The organism is Parashewanella sp. 2304DJ23-3, assembly GCF_056591695.1.
The window spans coordinates 68,868-89,081 of the sequence record NZ_JBWQOH010000011.1; the positions used below are offsets into that span (position 1 = coordinate 68,868).

Here is a 20,214-nt window from a genome sequence, read left to right on the forward strand (position 1 = left end):
GATCCACATCAAAAGTTATTGCAACTTAAATTTCTCTACAATGGCATTAAGCTGCTGATTACTTGCCGCTAAGCTTTGGGCATTATCCATTGTATGAGAACTGTTAGCCGTGAGTGTGCTAACAATATCGTTAATGGTATTAATGTTGCGGTTTACTTCTTCAGTTGCTTCACTTTGCTGCTCTGTGGCGGTTGCAATCTCCACACCAAGGTCGTTAATTTGAATTACAGAGTCAGACATGCGATCTAAGCTTGAATTCACTTGTTCGGTATTGCTTGCCGTTGCTTGGCAGCGATCTTTGGTTTCTTCCATCGCTTTTACAACCAAGCTAGTGCCTTCGTTGAGATTATTGAGCATGGTGTTAATTTCTGATGTGCTTTGCTGGGTGCGTGCTGCTAAGGCTCTCACCTCATCTGCGACTACCGCAAAACCGCGCCCTTGCTCTCCTGCGCGAGCGGCTTCGATGGCTGCGTTGAGTGCCAACAAATTGGTTTGGTCGGCGATATCGCCAATTACACTCAATACAGAACTGATCTCTTGTGAGTCTTGATTCATCACTTGAATGCGTGCTGACATGGTTTCCACTTCTTCAATTAAAGCTTCAACACTTGCTACCGCATTTTTTACGATGCCTTTTGAATTCAGCGCTTCATCGCCAGTGAGCTTGGTAAACTCCACAGTTTGAGCAGCGCTGCCAGCAACGCCAATGGCACTGGAACTCATTTCGCATACGGCGGCGACCACTTGCCTTGTTTGTTCAGCATGGGAGACCAATACTGTATCAGTATTTTCCGTTTGTGCCATTAGCTCATCAATGTTAGCTGATATGTATTGTGTTGCTTGTGAAACTTCAAGCAACATTTCTTGTAACTGGCTAATGAAAGTATTCACACCTGCAGCGATTTGACCTAAATCGTCATTGGAATTGACTTCAAGGCGCTTGGTTAAATCGCCGTTGCCTGCTGATAAATCTTCTATGGTCGATTTTAGCGCTAGAATTGGACGGTAAGCGACGGAGAGTGTCATCAGCAAAATGATGATCGAGATGGCGAGCAGTCCAACGCCTGAGTAGATTGCAGTGGTTAATGCTTGTTGTACAGGGGCATAGGCAATATCAGTATTAATACCTACCATTAAATGCCACTTTCTTGATTCGCTCAGCTTGATGGTATTAAAGAAGGCAACTTTATCAACCTCACCTAAGCGATAATTGAGGATGCCTTTATCATTCTTTAGAATGTGAGCCGCTAAAGGCCGAAGATCGGGAAAGTCGGTGAGTTTGGTTTTTCCCGGTACATCCACTTCACCATTAGAGGCAATGGTTAACGTTTGGTCGTCATATAAGCCGATAAAAGCACCAGCAAAGTCATTACTCACAAACATTTTATTTAGCTCAGAAAGCTCGATACCAGCGCTGATAACACCTACCAACTTCCCGTTTTGATAAAATGGTTCAGCAATACTAAACATTAGGTGATCAGTCACTGCATCATTGAAAATTTCTGTGATAACTGTTTTACCTTGAGCTTTGGCTTCAATGTACCAAGGGCGGTTCCTTGGATCGAATGGAAACGGCTTAATTTCTCCGCCTGTTGAATAAAAAACTCGGCCATCTTCATAGGCCAGTAACATATCAGACACTTGAAATGCTAATTGTAACTGCTTGAGCCTCACTTTTAGCTCTGCATCGCTACCGCCGCCTGCAAAGGCTGGGGCTGTCTTTATTACGGCTCTTTCAATCGACTTGAGCCAGTTACTGATAGTGTTCGAGGAATTGTCGATTTTTTGTAGAGAATATTCGTTAATACTCTGTTCTATGGTTTTTGATAGCTGCTGATAAGATAGAAAATTTGAGATTGCAAGTGATAAGGTTATTACCAAAACAAAGATAGCAATAATTCGCCCTTTAAAACTGCTTAACATGGTTTGAGATCTTGTTGGTTATTATTCAGAACATTATGTTCTAAAAGTAGAACTATTATGTAACATTATTGCGATGGAAATATTGTTTATGTGATCAAGTTAACTTTTATGTTTGAAAAAATGGGAACTAGAACATGAAATGTTAATACGTTCCCATTGGATGATGGCATATTAACTCGCTTGTTTTTCGCCTTGTAAGCGATAAGCAATAATGTCATCAATCCACAGTATTGGCATATCGTGTTGCTGGCTGTAGCGTTCGACTTGTTTCCCTTTGGCCATGGTGCCGTCAGGATTCATCAGCTCACACAACACGCCAGCTGGTTTTAATCCTGCAAGAGTCATTAAATCGATGGTACCTTCGGTATGCCCACCACGACCGAGTACACCTTGAGGGTGTGCTCTCAATGGATAAACATGACCAGGACGAGCTAAATCGCTCGGCTTAGCGAGTTCATTAATGGCCGCTTTAACGGTGGATACTCTATCGACCGCAGATACCCCCGTAGTGACACCATAAGCGGCTTCAATGCTGACGGTAAATGCAGTGCCATACTGGCTGGTGTTGTTTTCAACCATCATAGGTATGTGCAATTGATTGACTTGTGCTTCTGTTAAACACAGGCAAACAATACCGCTGCAATCTCGAATAAGCTGTGCCATTTGTGATGTTGTCAGTGTTTGTGCTGAGAAGATAATGTCGGCTTCGTTTTCACGTGCTTCATGATCCATTAACAATACACCACGCCCCTGTTTAAGCGCACTAATCGCACTATCGACACGGCTGATCGCCGCTAAAGTTGGATTGGACTGATCCATAATATTTTCCTTTTAGAAAACGTTGAAATATTGGATCAGGGCAATGAAGAATAGCGCCGTTTTGCCGACGACTTTTCATGATGAAAAGCCGCTAGTAAAAAGCGCAACAGAAATAGCGAAACCACCTAATGAGAGGCATGTTCGCTGATTGTCTATTATTCTCTCCCATCCGGACTGAGCTATTAAAAAACAGCAACACCGTCGGCTTTGGAATTATGCTTAAACGTAAAGCGTCAGCACTCACCAAATCTGCTTGTCCCTATTCATCATTTAAGTTGAATAGGCGCTCGCGGGCTTACAAATCACTTTGATCACCGCCGGTGGGGAATCACACCCCGCCCTGAGAATGTGCTAACAAACTGTATTGCTAGCAAGGTATAGTATGCGCTTATTAGGGCTAGAAGTGAAATTGAATGGATAACAACGAGTTCAAAACAAAGCCATGGTGGGTATACATCATTCAGACTCACAAAGGCTTACTTTATACCGGGTGTACGACAGATGTTGAACGACGGTTTCGGGAGCACCAACAGGGTGGGGCTAAGGCTGCCAAGTTTTTGAAGGGAAAAGGACCGCTGGAGTTGCGTTATCGTGAGCAAGTTAATGATAAAAGCGCCGCACTTAAACGAGAAATTGAAATTAAAAAAATGCCTCGAGCAAAAAAATTAACCTTAATCGCAACGGGGAGCAAAACTGAGAAATAGGGAGATAGGGTTATTAATCAGTTTTGCGTCGGGAAGTTTATTTACAACAAGCCTTGTCTTATTCGTCGACAGATACAGGCCCATCAATATGTTTGAATCGTAGGCCGCCTGAGCCTGAATCAATAATTTTTAACCCTTTGGTGTATTCGACATCAATACTGCCTGAGCCGTCATCAATGGTGACTTTACCGTTAATGTGATGTGCTGTAATCGAACCAGAACCATCGTTAATCCTTGTGTTACCACCAATATGCTCAATATCGATACTGCCAGAACCATCATCAATATCGAGTTTACCATTGGTGTTACTCACCGAAATGCTGCCAGAACCATCGTTGATATCAATATTTTGACCGCCATCGATTTCAATTCCACCTGAGCCATCGGCGATGTCAATGTCTTGCTTGGCATTGCTGATTGAGATGGAGCCAGAGCCATCCTGAATGCTCACTGCTTGGCCACCCACCAAATCAATGCTGCCAGAGCCATCGTTAATATTGATATCAGCATCGACGCCACGGATATCAATAGGTCCTGAGCCATCATGGATGTCCAGCATCATTTGTTGAGGTACTGTCACCACTAAATCAATGTAAGGCGAACGATTGAAGCTAAAATTATTGTCGAATTCAGCAACCAATTCGGCTTTATTACCTGACTTTTCAAGCGTTAATGTGTAACTTACATCTTCATAGGTGTTAATGTCCGCTTCAACTCGGACATCAGTCTGTCCGCGGACACCTTTAATGGACAATTCACCTGCACCAACAGCAGCTTTAAATGCAGATAAATTACTGGCATTAAGTTCTAAGGACTTATGTTCCTTATGAGTAGGTCCAGATGTTTTACCATTTACGTTAATAATGCAGCCTGATAGTGCAATGCTACTTGCAATGATGATCCCAAGTGTTTTCAATTTCATTGTGGTTGTCCTTAATCCTAATGCTGTAATTCTTGTTTATTTAATCAGTTGGTTAAGTATTAGCAGCTAACGTGCCAAATATTAAGTTGTTGATTTGTGGGCTTTTATTTTATTTTGAAAACGTGCTCGATTCGAAAGCGGACACTAATGCATTGAAACCGCAACTTAATGGTGAAAATAACAAATGAGTCAATATCGCCAAATTCAGACAGTGAATTTGGCGATATGAGCAACTTGAAAGAAGATAATGAATTTAGAGTTCTTTCAATACCGGATAAATTAAATATTGTTTGTCATAGTATGGACTGCGCTCATAAAACCAACGCAAACGGGCTTTGGAGTCTTCAGCAAACGTTTTATCTTTTAGTGCTTCATTAAATTCAGTTTGCAGTTTAGGGTTCGCAGCCAGCATTTTTTGCGCTAATGGCTCGACAGCATAGTCTTCAATATATTCAGTTCGAGTAAAAATAGGATTAAAGAAACCCCATTGGAACAAAGAATCACTGTGTTGAGGTTCTAGCAGTAAAATGGCCAAATTGCCCAATGGCTGCTCGGTATCAATTTTTACCGTACCAGCTGGTAGCATCACTTGTTGTTGTGAAGACGTTGGCGTCGCTGTGACTTGTAAGTGTCCTTCATAAGAAGTCTTTGCAAAAGTAAGGCGTGCAAATTTATATTGCTGTAGTGTTTTAGAGGTCGGCTGTTCAAGGCGAGTCATACGAATACCGTGAATGGCTAAGCGCTCGATAACTTGTTGCCATTGTGGCGGAACATAATAAGCACTTGGTCGGTTGATGGTAACGTCAGCTGCCGTTCGGCCAATCACGGGTAAGTTCGGGTAGAGTTTAGGGACTCCTGTCCAACGAACCACTTCTTTACCACTGATGTCACTGAGTTCTTTATGGTACTCGATGCCTTTAAAATCCCAGCCTTTTGTTTGTTGCTCTGATTTCCAGTTGAGTGTGATGCGTTGTGGATAAGCAAATTTATCTTTAGATACTGCGGCTTTCAGCTTTGTGCCGTTGCTCGCTAAAGTTTTTAGCGTTTGCTCAAGCATGACATAAGTGCCGAGCACACGTTGTTTATAAGGCTTTAGGCTATGATTCTCAATTAAAATAGTCGGCAGATGTCTCGCATCACCATAGCCGTTTGAATAACGTGGGGAAGCATGCCATAACGCCATGCCTTTGCTGATGTCCATTTTGTCCATCGCAAACACGAGTGGACCAGGGATATGACCTTGTTCGGATAAGGCGGCATCAATTTGCGGTTTGTAGATATTTTCCAGCCAATCAAAACTGGCGGGGCTTAAGCCGACTGATAAATTGTAGCCATAGGTCACGTCATATTGATAATCAATGCCATCAGTAACATGAACGTCAATATAAAGATCTGGTTGCCAAGTGTTGATCGCCTTGAGCATATGCTGCATTTCAAGGGTGTCGGCTTTGGCATAATCTCGATTTAAATTAAGGTTATTGGCATTAGTTCGCCAACCCATGGAGATAGGACCACGTTGGTTGACTCGATTATGCTTATCAGTGCGTTCATGACCATCGACATTGAAGATAGGCACAAAGAGCAAATTAGCGTTTTTTAATAGCTCTGTTTTCCCTCCGTGTACGATGTCTCTGAGTAGCATCATACCAGCATCTTTTCCGTCAATCTCACCTGCGTGAATGCCCGCTTGAACCAATACGGTTGGTTTACTATTTTTATTGAGCGTTTGAGGATCATTGATACCCGATTGAGTGGCTATCACCATCCAAATATCACGACCTTGAGGACTTTTACCTAAACTGATTTTATTGAGTTTGTCACTGCTCTCAACGAGTCGGTCAAGCCACTCAAAGGTGCGTTGATAATTCGGACTGTCGATATAACCAGATAATTCAAAGTCTGTGACCCATGGGTTATCGGTCGATTGTAATAAGGCTTCACTTTTTCCATGCCAAGTGATTTGTGGTGGCAAAAAGGGATCGTTTACATAGGTTTCATTAATGACAGGAACATTATCGTCAGCAGCATAAACAAAACCACTGAGTGAAGACAATAAGAGTGAAGCAGCGAGAGCGGTGCGCATGGTAGCAATCCGTAGCAATAAAAATAATTATTGAGTATCTTTGCCGATACGCTAACTGAGTGCAACCGCTTAACTTAAAACAGTTTGTTCATGGTGATGAGAGTCTGCCGTTTCAATACTTTTTCGAAAGCTGTATTAATGTGTTGTCACATACCTGCTGTTCTGTTGCAACTTGCTTTACGTTGTGGAAGTAGTCGTCAAAGTCAGATTTTGATTGCAAGGTAATGTTGAGCTCGTTCATTTTATTGAGTAACGCATTTCTACCAGACAACTTTCCCATTACTAACTGGTGCTCTGCTGACCCAACCGATTGTGGAGAGATAATTTCATAGGTTTGCGGATGTTTGAGCATGCCGTCTTGATGAATACCTGATTCGTGCCTAAATGCATTTTTACCCACAATAGCTTTGTTGAGTTGTGGTTGAGTGTTTGCGGCAGCTGCAACGGCTTTGGAACATGAAATGAGGTGCTGTGTTTTAATCTTCGTCGCATAAGAAAATTGTCTTGGGTGCGTTTTCATCGCCATGATGACTTCTTCTAATGCGGCGTTGCCTGCACGCTCTCCAAGTCCGTTGATGGTACACTCAACTTGTCTTGCTCCAGATTGGATCCCTGCCAATGAATTGGCCGTAGCAAGCCCAAGATCGTTGTGGCAATGAACAGAGAAAATGGCTTTGTCAGCATTGGGTATACTGTCAATCAGTCCTCTGACTAAAATACCAAATTCTAACGGTAAAGCGTAACCAACCGTGTCAGGTATATTAATGACAGAGGCACCGGCATCAATGGCTTTTTCAATAATTTTACAGAGAAATTGAAAGTCAGAACGACTGGCATCTTCGCAGCTGAATTGAACTTCATCACACAGGTTTCTGGCATGTTTAATCGCAGATACGGCTTGATCGATAACCTCTTGTGGTTCGAGCTTTAACTTGTATTGCATATGGATGTTAGAGGTAGCAATAAAAGTATGAATTCGAGTGCGCTCAGCCGATTTAATCGCTTGATCTGCGGTATCGATATCTTGATTCAATGCTCGAGCTAAGCAACAAATACCAGTACCTTTTAGATGTGTTGCCATTAACTCAATCGCCCTAAACTCTTCAGCAGAGCTGGCGGCGAACCCGGCTTCAATGACATCAACACCTAAGGTTTGTAGAGCAATCGCAAGCTCTAATTTTTGGGCGGGGGAGAAAGAGACCTCTGGCATTTGCTCACCATCTCTCAAGGTGGTATCAAAAATGGTAATTGTTTCAGCACACTTCATAGCGAATCCCTGCTATTGAGCCTGCTATAACTATAGTTGCTTTAAAAAATTCTTGATAAAATAAGTACTGGTTTCATTATTTCAATGGTTTATGGCACGTCATCTTTGTTCAAATTGTCAGTTTCCTGCTTCTCATTGCTTGTGTGAGCATGCAGAAAAGGTGAATTGTGAAACTCACCTTATTATTTTGCAGCATCCATCAGAAGTGAAACATGCAAAAAACTCGGTAAGACTGTTGCCACTGAGTTTATCCAACATACAAATCGTGGTGGGTGAATCAGAAGCGGATTTTGTTGAATTAAGAGCTTGGTTAACTTCACAGAGTAAACCCGTCTATTTGCTTTATCCATCGGATAACAGCCGAGATATCAGTGACACCCAGTCGAATGAAAATGCGATATTAATTGTGCTTGATGGCACGTGGCGAAAAGCGCATAAGATGCTGATGTTAAATCCTTGGTTATTAGCGTTTACGCACTTGAGCATTGCGCCAGACAGACCGTCTAATTACAAAATTCGTAAAGCCAGTCGCAGTGATAGTTTATCGAGTCTTGAAGCCGCTGCATTCGGGATTCAGACCTTAGAGCCAACGGTGAATATTTCTCCACTTTTAAATTTGTTTGATGCTATGATAGCCCAGCAATTGGCGGCTATGCCTGCTGATGTACGAAAACGATATCGCTAAATCAATGCGTTATAGATAGCAAATGGAACCATGTTATGCCAAAGACAACGGAACTGTCGCTCGTTATACTTTCACTGATGTTGATCAGCATGTTTGTATTCCCTGCTCAGGCTTCAGAAAAAAAACGCCTTAAATGGACGCCTAAAGTTGCAGAAAAGCCTCAACAAAAGCTGACGGAATATAGTGCAGAGCAACAGTTGCAACTAAAAAAAGCTCAGCAAGCAAATTCAGAGATTCAAAAACGTGAGTTGAAAGTACAGCAAAATCAGCTGAGACCAGACTGGGAAAGTGAGCAAATAAAGCGTTCTCAAAAACAGTTTGTTGATCAAAAAAAACGTGTGTCAAAACAGCTGCATGATGCTAAGCAAGCAGCCAAAAAAGAGAAAAAAATAGACAAGTATGACTGATCAATGCTGTGTGTTGTGCAAACAGCCTTCCCTAACGTTTTACCATCAAGATAAACAACGTGAATATTGGCAATGTCAGCATTGCCAGCTCGTTCAAGTTCCCAAGTCATTTCATCTTACTGTTGAGCAAGAAAAAGCCGAGTATGATAAACACGATAATCAAGATGATGATTCAGGTTATCGATGCTTTTTATCTCGCTGTTTAAATCCTATTTTAGAAAGAGTCGATTCTAGTCAATTGGGCTTAGATTTTGGCTGTGGCGAAGGTCGAGTGCTTAGCAAAATGGCACAAGAAGCGGGTATTGCTATGAGTAATTATGATCTCTTTTATGCTAATGATAAGTCTGTTCTTGAGCAGCAATATGACTTTATTACAGCGACTGAAGTGATCGAGCATATCTATGATGCCAAAGGTACATTTGAACTCTTTAATCGCTTGTTAACAGCAAATGGACAATTAGCATTGATGACCAAAAGAGTGATTGATAAAGAGGCTTTTAGTCGTTGGCATTATAAGAATGATCCAACTCATATCTGTTTTTATTCTGTTGCTACCTTCGAATGGTTGGCCGATTCATTCAATTGGAAGTTTAAATGTATTGAAAAGGATGTTGTGCTTTTTTGGAAATATAACCTCCAAAAATAAAGAATATTAAATAATGAGTTAATGATGACTTTATGAACAGTTTGATATAATTAACTTATGACTTTTTTGTTTAATATTTTTTATGTCGGTTTCTAATCATGGTTTGAGATCTTTAAGTCCTGAATGGATCCAAAAGCAAAAAAAAGTTGAAGTAGATCTTTCCGGAGATACTGCTTCACAGAGTGTTTTTGACAGTCCTCCTGAAGGTATAGAAGAGCTTGATGAATTGTACTCTCAATATGGACCAATCAATTCGTTGGAATATATGAAGTACATTAGAGTGATCCGCAATCAAGTTAATCACCATGACGTCTCAAAGGTAAATTCAGATAAGATGTTGATTGCTATGTCTGAGTTAATTAGAGCTATGGAAATATTAAGGGACATTTCACCAAAGGTTGCGCCTACATTAGCTCAAACTTCCTCGATGAAAGAAACACTCAAAGTTGCGAATATACTTAGGAAAAATGTTATTCCAGAACGATTTGGAGGGTGTTCAGATTTAACTGCGGCTTTAGATGTTACGTTTGAGCAGCAAGGCGAATTTGTTTTCCTATCTGGTAATAAATTTAGCCAAGAGTTTATTGCGCATGTTTGTAACTTCTTTGAGATAGGCAGCCAGCTGTATCAAGTCTTCAGTTCTACGTTTGCACAAGATTTTGCAGAATTGTTTGCACACTTCGAAAAGCCATTTATTGAAGTTGGAGCTGGAAAAGCACATTTAACCGCTGCATTAGTTGCTTCAAAACTAAATGTAAAAGCAACAGATAAAAAAGTTCCGGGCGATACGTTTGCTGGTACTCATGTACAAAAATGTAAGTTAAACAACGTAATCAAGGGGTATGAAGGGGAAAAGCCAATTTATTTATTCAGTGCAGCAACCAGTGAAATGATTACTGAAGTTTGCTCTCTCTCTAAATCAATAAATGAACCATTCTTAGTTGTATTGATTGGATGCCAACATCAAGACATCATTTCCAAATTTGCTAATGCACAGAAGTTAGATCTAAAGTTAAACGATTATTTTAAAATGAAACCAACAAACGGTGTTGGCTTAATTGCGTTTAATTATACGGAAGCCGAATATAAGAAGTGTGTTTCAGTTATTCCACAAAAATACATATTGAGCGCAAAACCTAACCCCGTTTCAACCCTTAAAGGGTAGATTAAAATATCCGTGTTACATAAGAATGAATAACCTCTATTAGATACCTTATACTTCAATCACATTTTTGCTATAAGGTAAATTCTATGAAACTAAGCGCAAAAGTCTAATGATGTTGTGATATTCAGCAAAGGTTAATAATCAAGCTGATAGATTTACTGACTTCGAGTCCAAATTATGTTGATTATATTCAGCACGTTGAGGAAAGAAGATGGTAAGTAGATCTAATTCAGCACTTGATGCCTATTGGTTACCTTATTCGGCGAATCGGCAATTTAAGTCAGATCCCAGAATGATACACGGTGCAGAAGGGGTCTATTTAATTGACAGTAATGGCAGAAAAATCATTGATGGACTCTCAGGGCTATGGACGTGTGGCCTTGGGCATCGGCAACCAGATATTACCACTGCTGTTCAGCAACAACTCAATGAACTGGATTATGCCCCGACGTTTCAGTTTTCTCACCCTAAAGCTCATGAGCTTGCGGAACAAATTACTCGTCTGACACCCGAACCATTAAATCATGTGTTTTATACTAACTCAGGATCGGAATCTGCTGATACAGCCACTAAAATTGCTCGAGGCTATTGGCGAGAAAAAGGGCTAGCATCAAAAACAAAGATCATTGGTAGAATGAAGGGCTACCATGGCGCTAGTTGGGGTGGGGTCAGCTTTGGTGGAATAGGCGGGAATCGTAAAATTTGGGGACAGGCGATAGACTCTGACCACCTACCGCATACGTTATTGGATGAAAACCGATTCACAAAGGGGATGCCAACAACGGGAGCATACTTAGCTGACGAGTTATTTGAAATCATTGCACTGCATGATGCGTCAAATATTGCTGCGGTGATTGTTGAACCGTTTTCTGGTTCAGCGGGCGTTATCATTCCTCCCGTTGGTTATTTGCAACGACTTCGAGAAATCTGCGACCAGCATAATATCCTGTTAATTTTTGATGAAGTCATTACGGGTTTTGGCCGCACAGGATCGATGTTCGGCGCCCAAGAGTTTGGTGTCACACCCGATATCATGAACCTCGCGAAACAATTGACCAATGGTGTTATTCCGATGGGTGCTGTTGTTTGCAGTAGTGAAATTTATCAAACGTTTATGCAAACCGATAAGCCACTTCATGACGTTGAATTACCTCACGGTTATACCTATTCAGGTCATCCCGTTGCGTGTGCGGCGGCAAGCGCCTGTTTGACAGTTTTAGAAACACAGAAAATTCCACAACAAGTTAAATCAATGGCTGGGTATTTTGAGCAAGCGGTTCACAGCCTACGAGACTCCAATGCGATCACCGACATCAGAAATTATGGTTTAGCCGCTGGCTTTACCATTGATCCCTATAAAGATTCTGTAACTCAAAGACCTTATGAGATTGCGATGTCTATGTGGAATAAGGGCTTCTACGTGCGATGGGGCGGCGATACGATTCAATTTGCACCGCCTTTCATTATTGAACAGACACAAATTGATGATGTGATAAATGCATTATCAGATGTGCTTGCCAAGCTTTAATTAAAATAATGAGTGAGTCATGAGCCACTCATTTTTTGATTCTTATCTCAGTAAAAATATCAACATGAACACATGATTGAGTCACGAAAGGAGTATCAATGAAGTACCTTTCTCATTTGATTAATGGCGAACCATTTTCTGAAAATCAATATACGCTACCGGTAACCAACCCTGCGACAGCAATGCAAACCGCTGAGGTCGAATGTGCGTCTAAATTGATTGTAGAAGAAGTGGTTTATGCCGCTACGATGGCCTTTAAAAGTTGGAAACAAACATCAATTAGCCAACGGGCAAAAATTTTATTTCGATTTAAAACACTACTCGAGCAGCATGCGAATGAAGTGTGTAACTTGCTAACAGAAGAGCACGGCAAAGTATTAGATGATGCCAGAGGTGAATTGAATCGAGGGATTGAGAACATCGAATTTGCTTGTGGCATCGCACAGCTATTAAAAGGTGAGCATTCGCCTAATATCAGCAGTCAACATGATTCATGGAGCGAGCTTCAGCCTTTAGGCGTTGTCTTAGGGGTAACACCATTTAATTTTCCTGCAATGGTGCCCTTGTGGATGTGGCCGATAGCCGTTATGTGCGGCAATACTTTCATCCTAAAACCTTCTGAGCAAGCACCGAGTGCGCCTTATTTTATCTGTAAACTTGCACAGATGGCGGGTTTCCCTCCTGGGGTGCTCAATGTCATCAACGGTAATGCCGAAACGGTTGAAGCCTTACTCCAAGATAAGAGAATTCAAGCGTTAAGTTTTGTAGGGTCAACGCCAGTTGCGAAAGAGCTCTATCGTCAAGCTACGATGGCTGACATGCGTTGCCAAGCGCTCGGTGGCGCAAAAAACCATGCGGTGGTTATGCCGGATGCAAATATTGATCTTGTCGCTCAATCATTGATGGGCGCAGCGTTTGGCTCTTGCGGTGAGCGTTGCATGGCCATATCTGTTGCTGTGGTTGTGGGTGATGACATCGCAGAATCACTCACAGCTAAGTTAACGCCTCTGATTGAAAATCTCAAAATTGGCTCTGGCTTTGATGAAGAAAACAATATGGGGCCATTGATCTCTGCGGGGCATAAAGCCAGGGTTCTAGATTTAATTGGAAGAGGAGTAGAGCAAGGTGCAGCTCTCGTTGTTGATGGACGACAGTTCCACTTGAGTGGCTCAAGTGCTGAGTTTGAGCAAGGTTATTTTCTCGGAGGCAGCTTATTTGATCATGTCACACCCGAAATGGACATTTATCAACAGGAAATTTTTGGACCCGTATTGTGCCTTGTTCGAGTGTCATCATTGGCTGATGCGATAAAGCTTATCAATAATCACCATTATGGCAATGGTACCTGCATTTTTACTCAAAATGGCTATGACGCCCGTGAATTTAGTCAAGCGATTGAAGTCGGCATGGTTGGCATTAATGTGCCATTGCCAGTACCTATGGCCAGTCATAGCTTTGGTGGCTGGAAGCAATCAATTTTTGGGGATTTAAGTGCTTACGGGCCAGACGCCGTTAGGTTTTACACTCAAAGGAAAACCATTACGGCTCGTTGGCTGGCAAATTTAGAGCAACAAGCCCAGTTTTCTTTTCCCAGCTAAGTTAAGAGGTATGTGATGCAAGAACTCAAAGTTAATGCTGAAAGGTTATGGGAGTCTTTGATGATCATGGCTCAGTTTGGGTTGACTGAAAAAGGGGGATGCAACCGGCTTGCCCTGACGGATAACGATAAAAAAGCCAGAGACTTATTTTGTCAATGGTGTAAAGAGGCAGGGTGCGAGATCAGTATCGATCAGTTCGGAAACATCTTCGCCAAACGTCAGGGCTTACATGCCCATTTGCCTTCGGTTGCGACCGGGAGTCATCTTGATACTCAACCAACAGGAGGCAAGTTTGATGGTGTGTTTGGCGTCTTGGCCGGGATAGAAGTCCTAAGAACGCTCAATGATAACAACATAGAAACTGAAACCCCGTTTGAGTTCAGCGTATGGACCAACGAGGAAGGTTCACGCTTTCAGCCGGCAATGCAAGGTTCTGGTGTGTATGTTGGGCGTTTCGATTTAGAAACCGAATGGAATAAAACGGATGTCGATGGGCATAAGTTAAAAGACGAATTGGAGCGCATAGGCTATTTAGGAAGTGAGCCCATTGGGAAACGTAACTTCGGGGCTTTTTTTGAAACCCATATTGAGCAAGGCCCAATACTTGAAAATCAATCCAAAGAGGTCGGCATTGTTCGATTAGGGCAAGGGATCCGTTGGTACGATGTAGTCGTTAACGGGCAAGAGTCTCATTCAGGTACAACTCCTATGGGGTTACGTAAAGATGCATTGGCCGCCAGTTGTGAAGTGGTCACTGAAGTCGAAAAAATCGCATTAAAGAATGAGCATGCAGTTGGTACAACAGGTTTTATGCAAGTAATGCCAAACTCGAGAAATACGATTCCTGGGCAAGTTCGTTTTAGTGTTGATCTACGGAACCCGCATCCAGATGTGCTTGAGTCTATGCATGATGAATTTAATCGTACGTGTCAGAGCATTGCTTCGGCTCGTCAGGTCGACATAGATGTTGATCATTTTTGGTATTTCGCACCCGTTACGTTTCAAGCATCGGATGATGTGAAAAAAGCCGCTGAAAAGGTTGGGTACAGTCATATGGATATCGTGGCAGGAGCTGGCCATGATGCCTGTTATATGGCCGACATTGTGCCATCAGGAATGGTCTTTACGCCGTGTGAGAATGGCATCAGCCATAACGAAATTGAGAACACTACGCCGCAACAGTGCGAAGCTGGGGCAAATGTACTTCTTCATAGTATGTTGGCCGCCAGTCAACGTCTTGCAGAGGAAGCTAAGTAATGCGTCTACTAATCAAAAATGGTCAGGTTGTTACTCATGAGCAAAGTTACTTTGCAGATGTGTTATGCGAAGACGGTGTGATTACACAAATTAATGACAATATTTCAGTTGAAAACGTCACTGAGGTGATTGATGCACAAGGATTGTTGATTATGCCGGGAGGGATTGATCCTCACACGCACATGCAATTGCCATTTATGGGAACGGTCGCAATAGATGATTTTGAATCAGGTACCAAAGCAGCGTTAGCTGGTGGTACTACGATGATCATCGACTTTGTCATCCCAAATCCGCAGCAGAACATATTGGAGGCTTACCACCAATGGCGTGGTTGGGCAGAAAAAGCCACATGTGACTATAGCTTTCATGTGGCGATAACGTGGTGGGATGATTCAGTATCTCGGGACATGCAGACGTTAGTAGAGAAACATGGAGTAAACAGTTTTAAGCACTTTATGGCATACAAAAACGCCATTATGGCTACCGATGATATGATGATCGCCAGCTTTAGCCGCTGCATTGAACTCGGTGCGATTCCAACCGTACATGCCGAAAATGGTGAATTGGTGTATCACTTACAGCAGTCATTATTAGAACGAGGTATCACAGGGCCTGAAGCGCACCCTTTATCAAGACCACCGATTGTAGAATCAGAAGCGGCTAATCGTGCAATTAGTATTGCTGATACACTGGGTAGTCCACTCTATTTAGTGCATGTTTCGGCCAGCCAAACACTCGATGCTATTCGTTATGCAACAGAGAATGGGCAGCGCGTCTTTGGAGAGTGTTTAGCCGCACATTTAACGATTGACGACAGTGTCTATCAAGATAAAAACTGGTTGCATGCTGCTGCACATGTCATGAGTCCACCTTTTAGACCTAAAAATCATCAGCAAGCACTTTGGAATGGACTAAAGTCGGGAGCGCTGCAAACAACGGCAACAGATCACTGTGCATTTTGCGCAGAACAAAAAGCCATGGGTAAAAATGATTTTACTAAGATCCCAAACGGTGTTTCTTCAGTGGAGGAGCGCTTGATGGTGCTATGGAATAATGGCGTTAATTCAGGGCAACTTACGATGAATGAATTTGTTGCTGTAACGTCCACTAATGCAGCGAAAATTTTTAATATCTATCCAAGAAAAGGTGCTATTCAAGTTAACTCTGATGCAGATCTAGTTATTTGGGACCCCAAAGCCAGTAAAGTGTTATCTGTCATCAATCAACATTCAAAGGTTGATTTTAATATCTATGAGGGCATGACGATGACTGGTATTCCTGCATACACCATTGCGGCGGGAGAAGTGGCTTATCGACGTGGCGAAGTTTTAGTGAAAGCGGGTAAAGGTAAATACATTAACCGCCCGCCTTATGCTTCATACTATCAAGCCATAGAAAAGAGTCATCAACAGAAAGTGGCAAAAACGGTAAAACGAGAGCTGTAAATGAAAGGTGATGCCTACCCAGAAGCGTAGGCATCATTCATAAGTTTAGAAACGACCGACTAAACCGATGTCATAAGTAAAACCATCACTGCTTGGTTCAACTGTCTTATCTGCTCTCACCGATAACGAGATGTTATCGACAATTCGAATGAAGTAAGCTGCATTGACAGTATAAGTGTCTTCAGCATTATCATAAGAACCATCAGAGTATGAACCACCAATAGAGAATGCGTTGGTGAGGTAGTAATCTACTGAAACCCCCCAGTCTCTGTAATCCAGGTTATTGGTACCTAATGCTGTTTTAACTTTGTCATCATTAAAGCTGTAATCTGCGGTGAAGTAAAACCCTTCGCCGTAAGTCGTCTCAATAAAACTTTTAATACCAATGTCATACTGGTAGCTATTAATGTTAATTGCACTACGAGGATTATCTGAGTCTACCTTATCGACTCCAACATACACTGCTGTGAAGTCATTAAGATAGTAACCAAGATTGATATTATAAATATCAGCACCACCGAATGGCCCAGTGTCAGTATTTTCGTAATTGCCCCCAATAAACCATTTGGAGTCGAATACATACTTACCACCAACACCATAAGAGTGATTACTGTCAGTGGTTGAATAATCTAAATCCAATACTGAAGTTTGAGATAGGAAGCGATTTAACTGATATGGGCTCGCCGATTGTGAGATAGGTGAGCCATAATAAGAGTATTGAACACCCCATGTTGGATCTACATCTAACTTACTTGAAGAGAAATCCATGTAACTCACAGTAAGCTCATTTTGGTAGTCTTTGTCTTGTGCTCCCATTGCTGAGAAGCCAATGACACTTAAACTTAATACTGAGATTGCTGACGTCCATTTCATCATGTTCATTCTTCCTTTATTTCACATAATTGTAAAAATCAGGCTAAAGCATAGATGCTATTTTATGGATGTCTAATTTTTGGCTGAAAAATTAATCTTTGGTATAAAAGGGTTTCAAGGTTAGTAACAATTAACTTACTAACCTTGCAAAGGGTTAAGTTAGAACCTACCTGTCAAATTAAGGCCTACTCCAAAACCACTGCCTGAATCAGGCTCTAAGATTTTACTTACGTTGGTTATTAAAGAGATGCTGTCTGACATTCGCCAAAAATAACTGGTTTGAAGACCGTAAGTGTCATCATTTTCATTATCTCGAGAATAATTCGCCCCGACAGACCAAGATTTATTGAAGTAATAATCAGAGCTAATCCCAAAAGATGTTGAGTCATCGCTAAAGCCATTATGCTCAAAGTCGGCATAGCTTAAACTTGCGCTTAAGAATAAGCCGCTGTCTTCTTCAAATGAAAAAAAGCGACTGGCATTTAATGTGTAGCTTGTTGTCTCTGGATCAGCAAAAACCTTGTTAAACTCGAATTTATCGTAAGAGAGACTGATGCTTGTCCAATCATCTAAATAGTAGCCTATTGCAGCACCATATCTATCGATAGAAGGGTTACGAGGTGCATCAAGGTCTGACATTAAATAGCTGGCACTGATGAACCAGTTAGAGTCAGTAACATATTTGCCGTTTAAGCCGTAATTTCGAGAGTCATTACCACTGCCTAATCTGACACCAAATTCACTGGTTTGGGCTAACCATGCATTCAATGCATAAGGTCCTTTCTTCTGTGAAACAGGAGAAAAGTAATATTGATAGTTTGCAGACCAAAAGGCATTAGTATTATAGTCACTGTTTACGGTATCAGTAACACCAAGACTGAGTTGATGTTGAAAGTTATTATCGTCGGCTGCAAAAGTTGAGCAGCTCAAACATCCCAAAAAGACGGCAAAAGCCGTTTGCTTTATTTTCATAGTTCATCCTTGTAATAAAAAGCTGCCGATATTTTCATATCGGCAGCTCATTAGAGTACAAGTTCTATATTGAGTTCAACTTGTTGTTTGTAAATATTTATTTATTCAAAAGCGGCCAACAAGCCTTACCCCCCAATTAGTACCGTCTTCTTTGGGTTCGTATGTTTTATCGACAGCTAAATCCAATGATAAATTATCCGTTAGGCGTAAGAAGTAGTTCGCTCGCCCGCCATAGGATTTGTCTTCATTATTTCCATCTGAGTAAAAACCACCGATTGAAAAAGATTTGGTGAAGAAGTAATCCGCTTCAGCTAAATAACCGTGAGAGTCGGATTTATACTTTGAATATTGATAGTTTTTATAAAGGTATTCCGCTTTCAGCAAAAAGCCCATATCACCGTTGGTTTCAATAAACCCTTTTGCACCTATGGCGTATTTATCATAGTCATACTTTGATGGTGAAGTATCAATTTCAAGGCGCTGTGCTGAAATATACACTTTTGCAGTGTCACTAATATAATTACCAAGCTCTAACTTATAGGTATCTTCACCTGTGCCTAGGTCATCGGTATAGTCGTATAAGCCAGCAACAAACCAGTGGTCACCAAAAAACAACTTACCTTTTATGGTGTACGCATCGAAGTCATCACGGTGTTTATACTTTACATGCACCTGTGATGAATGAGCCAAAAATGCATTTAAACGATAAGGTCCCTTATTCTGATCAACACCTTTTGCATAATACGTGTAGTCACCAATCCAATATGCATCAGAATTTGGTACAGAAGTATTGTCGTATGTGCCAATGCTGCCTTCATGGTGATACTTGCCATCTTGAGCCGCATAAGAGGATAAGCTTATACAGCCGATGAGCATTGCGAGTTGGGTACGGTTAAATTTCATCATTCATCCTTGCAAACTATTCATGAACCCAATGAGTTTATGACAGTTCTTTATAGAGTAATTAGTTAAATCAAATCTTAGTTAGACTAAAAGCGTCCAACGAATCTTGCTGACCAATTTATGCCTGAGTCTTTATCCTCTGGCTCAAAATATTTACCCGCTGTGAGATCTAAAGATAAGTTGTCTAAGATACGAATAAAGTAGGCGGCTCTAACACCATATTGAGCATCATCATTATTTCCATTTTCATAGTGGGCATCGATAGAAAATGATTGATTAAAGAAATACTCAGCATGCAGTTTGATGTTATTGGTATCTGACTTTGGAGCACCGGTTTCAACGTCCTTAAATAAATAAGCCGCTTTTAGTAATACCCCGGTATCATTAGGCAGTGAGATAAAGCTTTTAACGCCAAGGCTGTATGTATCGATTTCTAGCTTACCGTCTTTATCGCCCAAGTCATCACGTTCTGCTGATACATACACTTTGGTGTAGTCATTGATGTAGTTACCAACTTCAAAATGATATCTATCAAAGTAGTCACCGTAAAGTTCAGCTCGTTCATATTCACCAGCAATGAACCAATGATCTCTCACAAACCATTTACCCTTGATGCCGTAATCATTGTCATCTTTTTTGTGACCATACATGAGGGTCAGCTGAGAGCTATGAGCCAGAAAAGCGTTAAGGTAATAAGGTCCTTTGGTTTGCTCTATCGGCTTTGCATAGTAGGTGTATTGACCTTTCCAATAAGTATCGGTATTGGAATCGCCTGTTTGATCTTTAGCTTGTAGGCTCACTTCATGTTGATAGTCTAAATCAAGCGCTGAAAAGGCACTGAAGCTGGTTAACGCAACACTAGAGATAATAAGCTTAGATAACGAATTCATTGGGATCTTTCCTCCATGAAAGTAATATTTCAAATCCAATGAAAGTGTAGTTATAAATTTGATATTTGCTTAAATTTAATCGATCTCAATGAATAAGATAAATAAGAATTAATCAAGTTTAATCTGT

General features: G+C 41.3%; 18 protein-coding genes and 1 riboswitch. Of the genes, 9 read left to right on the plus strand and 9 right to left on the minus strand.

Features of this window, described 5'->3' with window-relative positions; all coding sequences use genetic code 11:
* Window positions 1-15 precede the first annotated feature (15 nt).
* Both AC1EU2_RS16365 and ribB read right to left on the minus strand, forming a co-directional pair.
* The gene (locus AC1EU2_RS16365; RefSeq protein WP_480299353.1) at window positions 16-1,923 is read right to left on the minus strand and encodes a methyl-accepting chemotaxis protein; all 1,908 of its coding nucleotides are present in this window, start codon (window positions 1,921-1,923) and stop codon (window positions 16-18) included.
* 171 nt (window positions 1,924-2,094) lie between these two features.
* Window positions 2,095-2,742, minus strand: coding sequence for a 3,4-dihydroxy-2-butanone-4-phosphate synthase (ribB, locus tag AC1EU2_RS16370; protein ID WP_480299354.1), 648 nt, complete (start codon window positions 2,740-2,742; stop codon window positions 2,095-2,097).
* A gap of 153 nt (window positions 2,743-2,895) precedes the next feature.
* Window positions 2,896-3,094: riboswitch (FMN riboswitch) on the minus strand.
* Between the two features lie 61 nt (window positions 3,095-3,155).
* Here ribB and AC1EU2_RS16375 point away from each other — a divergent pair.
* The gene (locus tag AC1EU2_RS16375; RefSeq protein WP_480299355.1) at window positions 3,156-3,446 is read left to right on the plus strand and encodes a GIY-YIG nuclease family protein; all 291 of its coding nucleotides are present in this window, start codon (window positions 3,156-3,158) and stop codon (window positions 3,444-3,446) included.
* Window positions 3,447-3,504: 58 nt separating this feature from the next.
* On the opposite strand, the gene AC1EU2_RS16380 is transcribed toward AC1EU2_RS16375, so the two are convergent.
* The 3 genes from AC1EU2_RS16380 to AC1EU2_RS16390 form a co-directional block, all read right to left on the minus strand.
* On the minus strand, window positions 3,505-4,368 hold the full coding sequence (locus AC1EU2_RS16380) for a DUF4097 family beta strand repeat-containing protein (protein ID WP_480299356.1): 864 nt from the start codon (window positions 4,366-4,368) through the stop codon (window positions 3,505-3,507).
* A gap of 253 nt (window positions 4,369-4,621) precedes the next feature.
* On the minus strand, window positions 4,622-6,451 hold the full coding sequence (locus tag AC1EU2_RS16385; RefSeq protein ID WP_480299357.1) for a M14 family metallopeptidase: 1,830 nt from the start codon (window positions 6,449-6,451) through the stop codon (window positions 4,622-4,624).
* Window positions 6,452-6,563: 112 nt separating this feature from the next.
* A complete protein-coding gene (locus AC1EU2_RS16390) occupies window positions 6,564-7,718 on the minus strand; it encodes a 2-isopropylmalate synthase (RefSeq protein ID WP_480299358.1) in 1,155 nt (384 codons plus the stop codon).
* Window positions 7,719-7,809: 91 nt separating this feature from the next.
* Between AC1EU2_RS16390 and AC1EU2_RS16395 the strand changes: the two genes are divergently transcribed.
* From AC1EU2_RS16395 to hydA, 8 genes are all read left to right on the plus strand, one after another.
* Window positions 7,810-8,403: a tRNA-uridine aminocarboxypropyltransferase gene (locus AC1EU2_RS16395; protein ID WP_480299359.1), complete on the plus strand. Its 594-nt coding sequence runs from the start codon at window positions 7,810-7,812 to the stop codon at window positions 8,401-8,403.
* A gap of 35 nt (window positions 8,404-8,438) precedes the next feature.
* Entirely contained in the window at window positions 8,439-8,810 is a 372-nt protein-coding gene (locus tag AC1EU2_RS16400; RefSeq protein ID WP_480299360.1) for a hypothetical protein, read from the plus strand.
* Window positions 8,803-9,456, plus strand: a complete 654-nt coding sequence (locus AC1EU2_RS16405; RefSeq protein ID WP_480299361.1) for a class I SAM-dependent methyltransferase — start codon at window positions 8,803-8,805, stop codon at window positions 9,454-9,456. Before AC1EU2_RS16400 ends, AC1EU2_RS16405 begins: the two co-directional genes overlap by 8 nt.
* A gap of 82 nt (window positions 9,457-9,538) precedes the next feature.
* Window positions 9,539-10,621: a hypothetical protein gene (locus AC1EU2_RS16410; protein ID WP_480299362.1), complete on the plus strand. Its 1,083-nt coding sequence runs from the start codon at window positions 9,539-9,541 to the stop codon at window positions 10,619-10,621.
* A 211-nt stretch (window positions 10,622-10,832) separates the two neighbouring features.
* Entirely contained in the window at window positions 10,833-12,149 is a 1,317-nt protein-coding gene (gene aptA, locus AC1EU2_RS16415; protein WP_480299363.1) for an omega-aminotransferase AptA, read from the plus strand.
* A 98-nt stretch (window positions 12,150-12,247) separates the two neighbouring features.
* Entirely contained in the window at window positions 12,248-13,747 is a 1,500-nt protein-coding gene (locus AC1EU2_RS16420; RefSeq protein WP_480299364.1) for a CoA-acylating methylmalonate-semialdehyde dehydrogenase, read from the plus strand.
* Between the two features lie 15 nt (window positions 13,748-13,762).
* Window positions 13,763-15,004 (plus strand): Zn-dependent hydrolase, encoded by a 1,242-nt coding sequence (locus AC1EU2_RS16425; RefSeq protein WP_480299365.1) that lies wholly within the window; start codon window positions 13,763-13,765, stop codon window positions 15,002-15,004.
* Window positions 15,004-16,449 carry a dihydropyrimidinase gene (gene hydA / locus AC1EU2_RS16430; RefSeq protein ID WP_480299366.1) on the plus strand — a complete coding sequence of 482 codons (1,446 nt, stop codon included), beginning with the start codon at window positions 15,004-15,006 and terminating at the stop codon, window positions 16,447-16,449. The genes AC1EU2_RS16425 and hydA overlap by 1 nt, the downstream gene beginning before the upstream one ends.
* A gap of 45 nt (window positions 16,450-16,494) precedes the next feature.
* Here the strand turns inward: hydA and AC1EU2_RS16435 are convergent, their stop codons facing one another.
* The 4 genes from AC1EU2_RS16435 to AC1EU2_RS16450 all read right to left on the minus strand — a co-directional run bounded on the left by AC1EU2_RS16435 (window position 16,495) and on the right by AC1EU2_RS16450 (window position 20,087).
* The gene (locus AC1EU2_RS16435; RefSeq protein ID WP_480299367.1) at window positions 16,495-17,325 is read right to left on the minus strand and encodes a putative porin; all 831 of its coding nucleotides are present in this window, start codon (window positions 17,323-17,325) and stop codon (window positions 16,495-16,497) included.
* A 156-nt stretch (window positions 17,326-17,481) separates the two neighbouring features.
* Window positions 17,482-18,294, minus strand: a complete 813-nt coding sequence (locus tag AC1EU2_RS16440; protein ID WP_480299368.1) for a putative porin — start codon at window positions 18,292-18,294, stop codon at window positions 17,482-17,484.
* A 105-nt stretch (window positions 18,295-18,399) separates the two neighbouring features.
* Window positions 18,400-19,197: a putative porin gene (locus AC1EU2_RS16445; RefSeq protein WP_480299369.1), complete on the minus strand. Its 798-nt coding sequence runs from the start codon at window positions 19,195-19,197 to the stop codon at window positions 18,400-18,402.
* Window positions 19,198-19,283: 86 nt separating this feature from the next.
* Entirely contained in the window at window positions 19,284-20,087 is an 804-nt protein-coding gene (locus AC1EU2_RS16450) for a hypothetical protein (RefSeq protein WP_480299370.1), read from the minus strand.
* Window positions 20,088-20,214 lie beyond the last annotated feature (127 nt).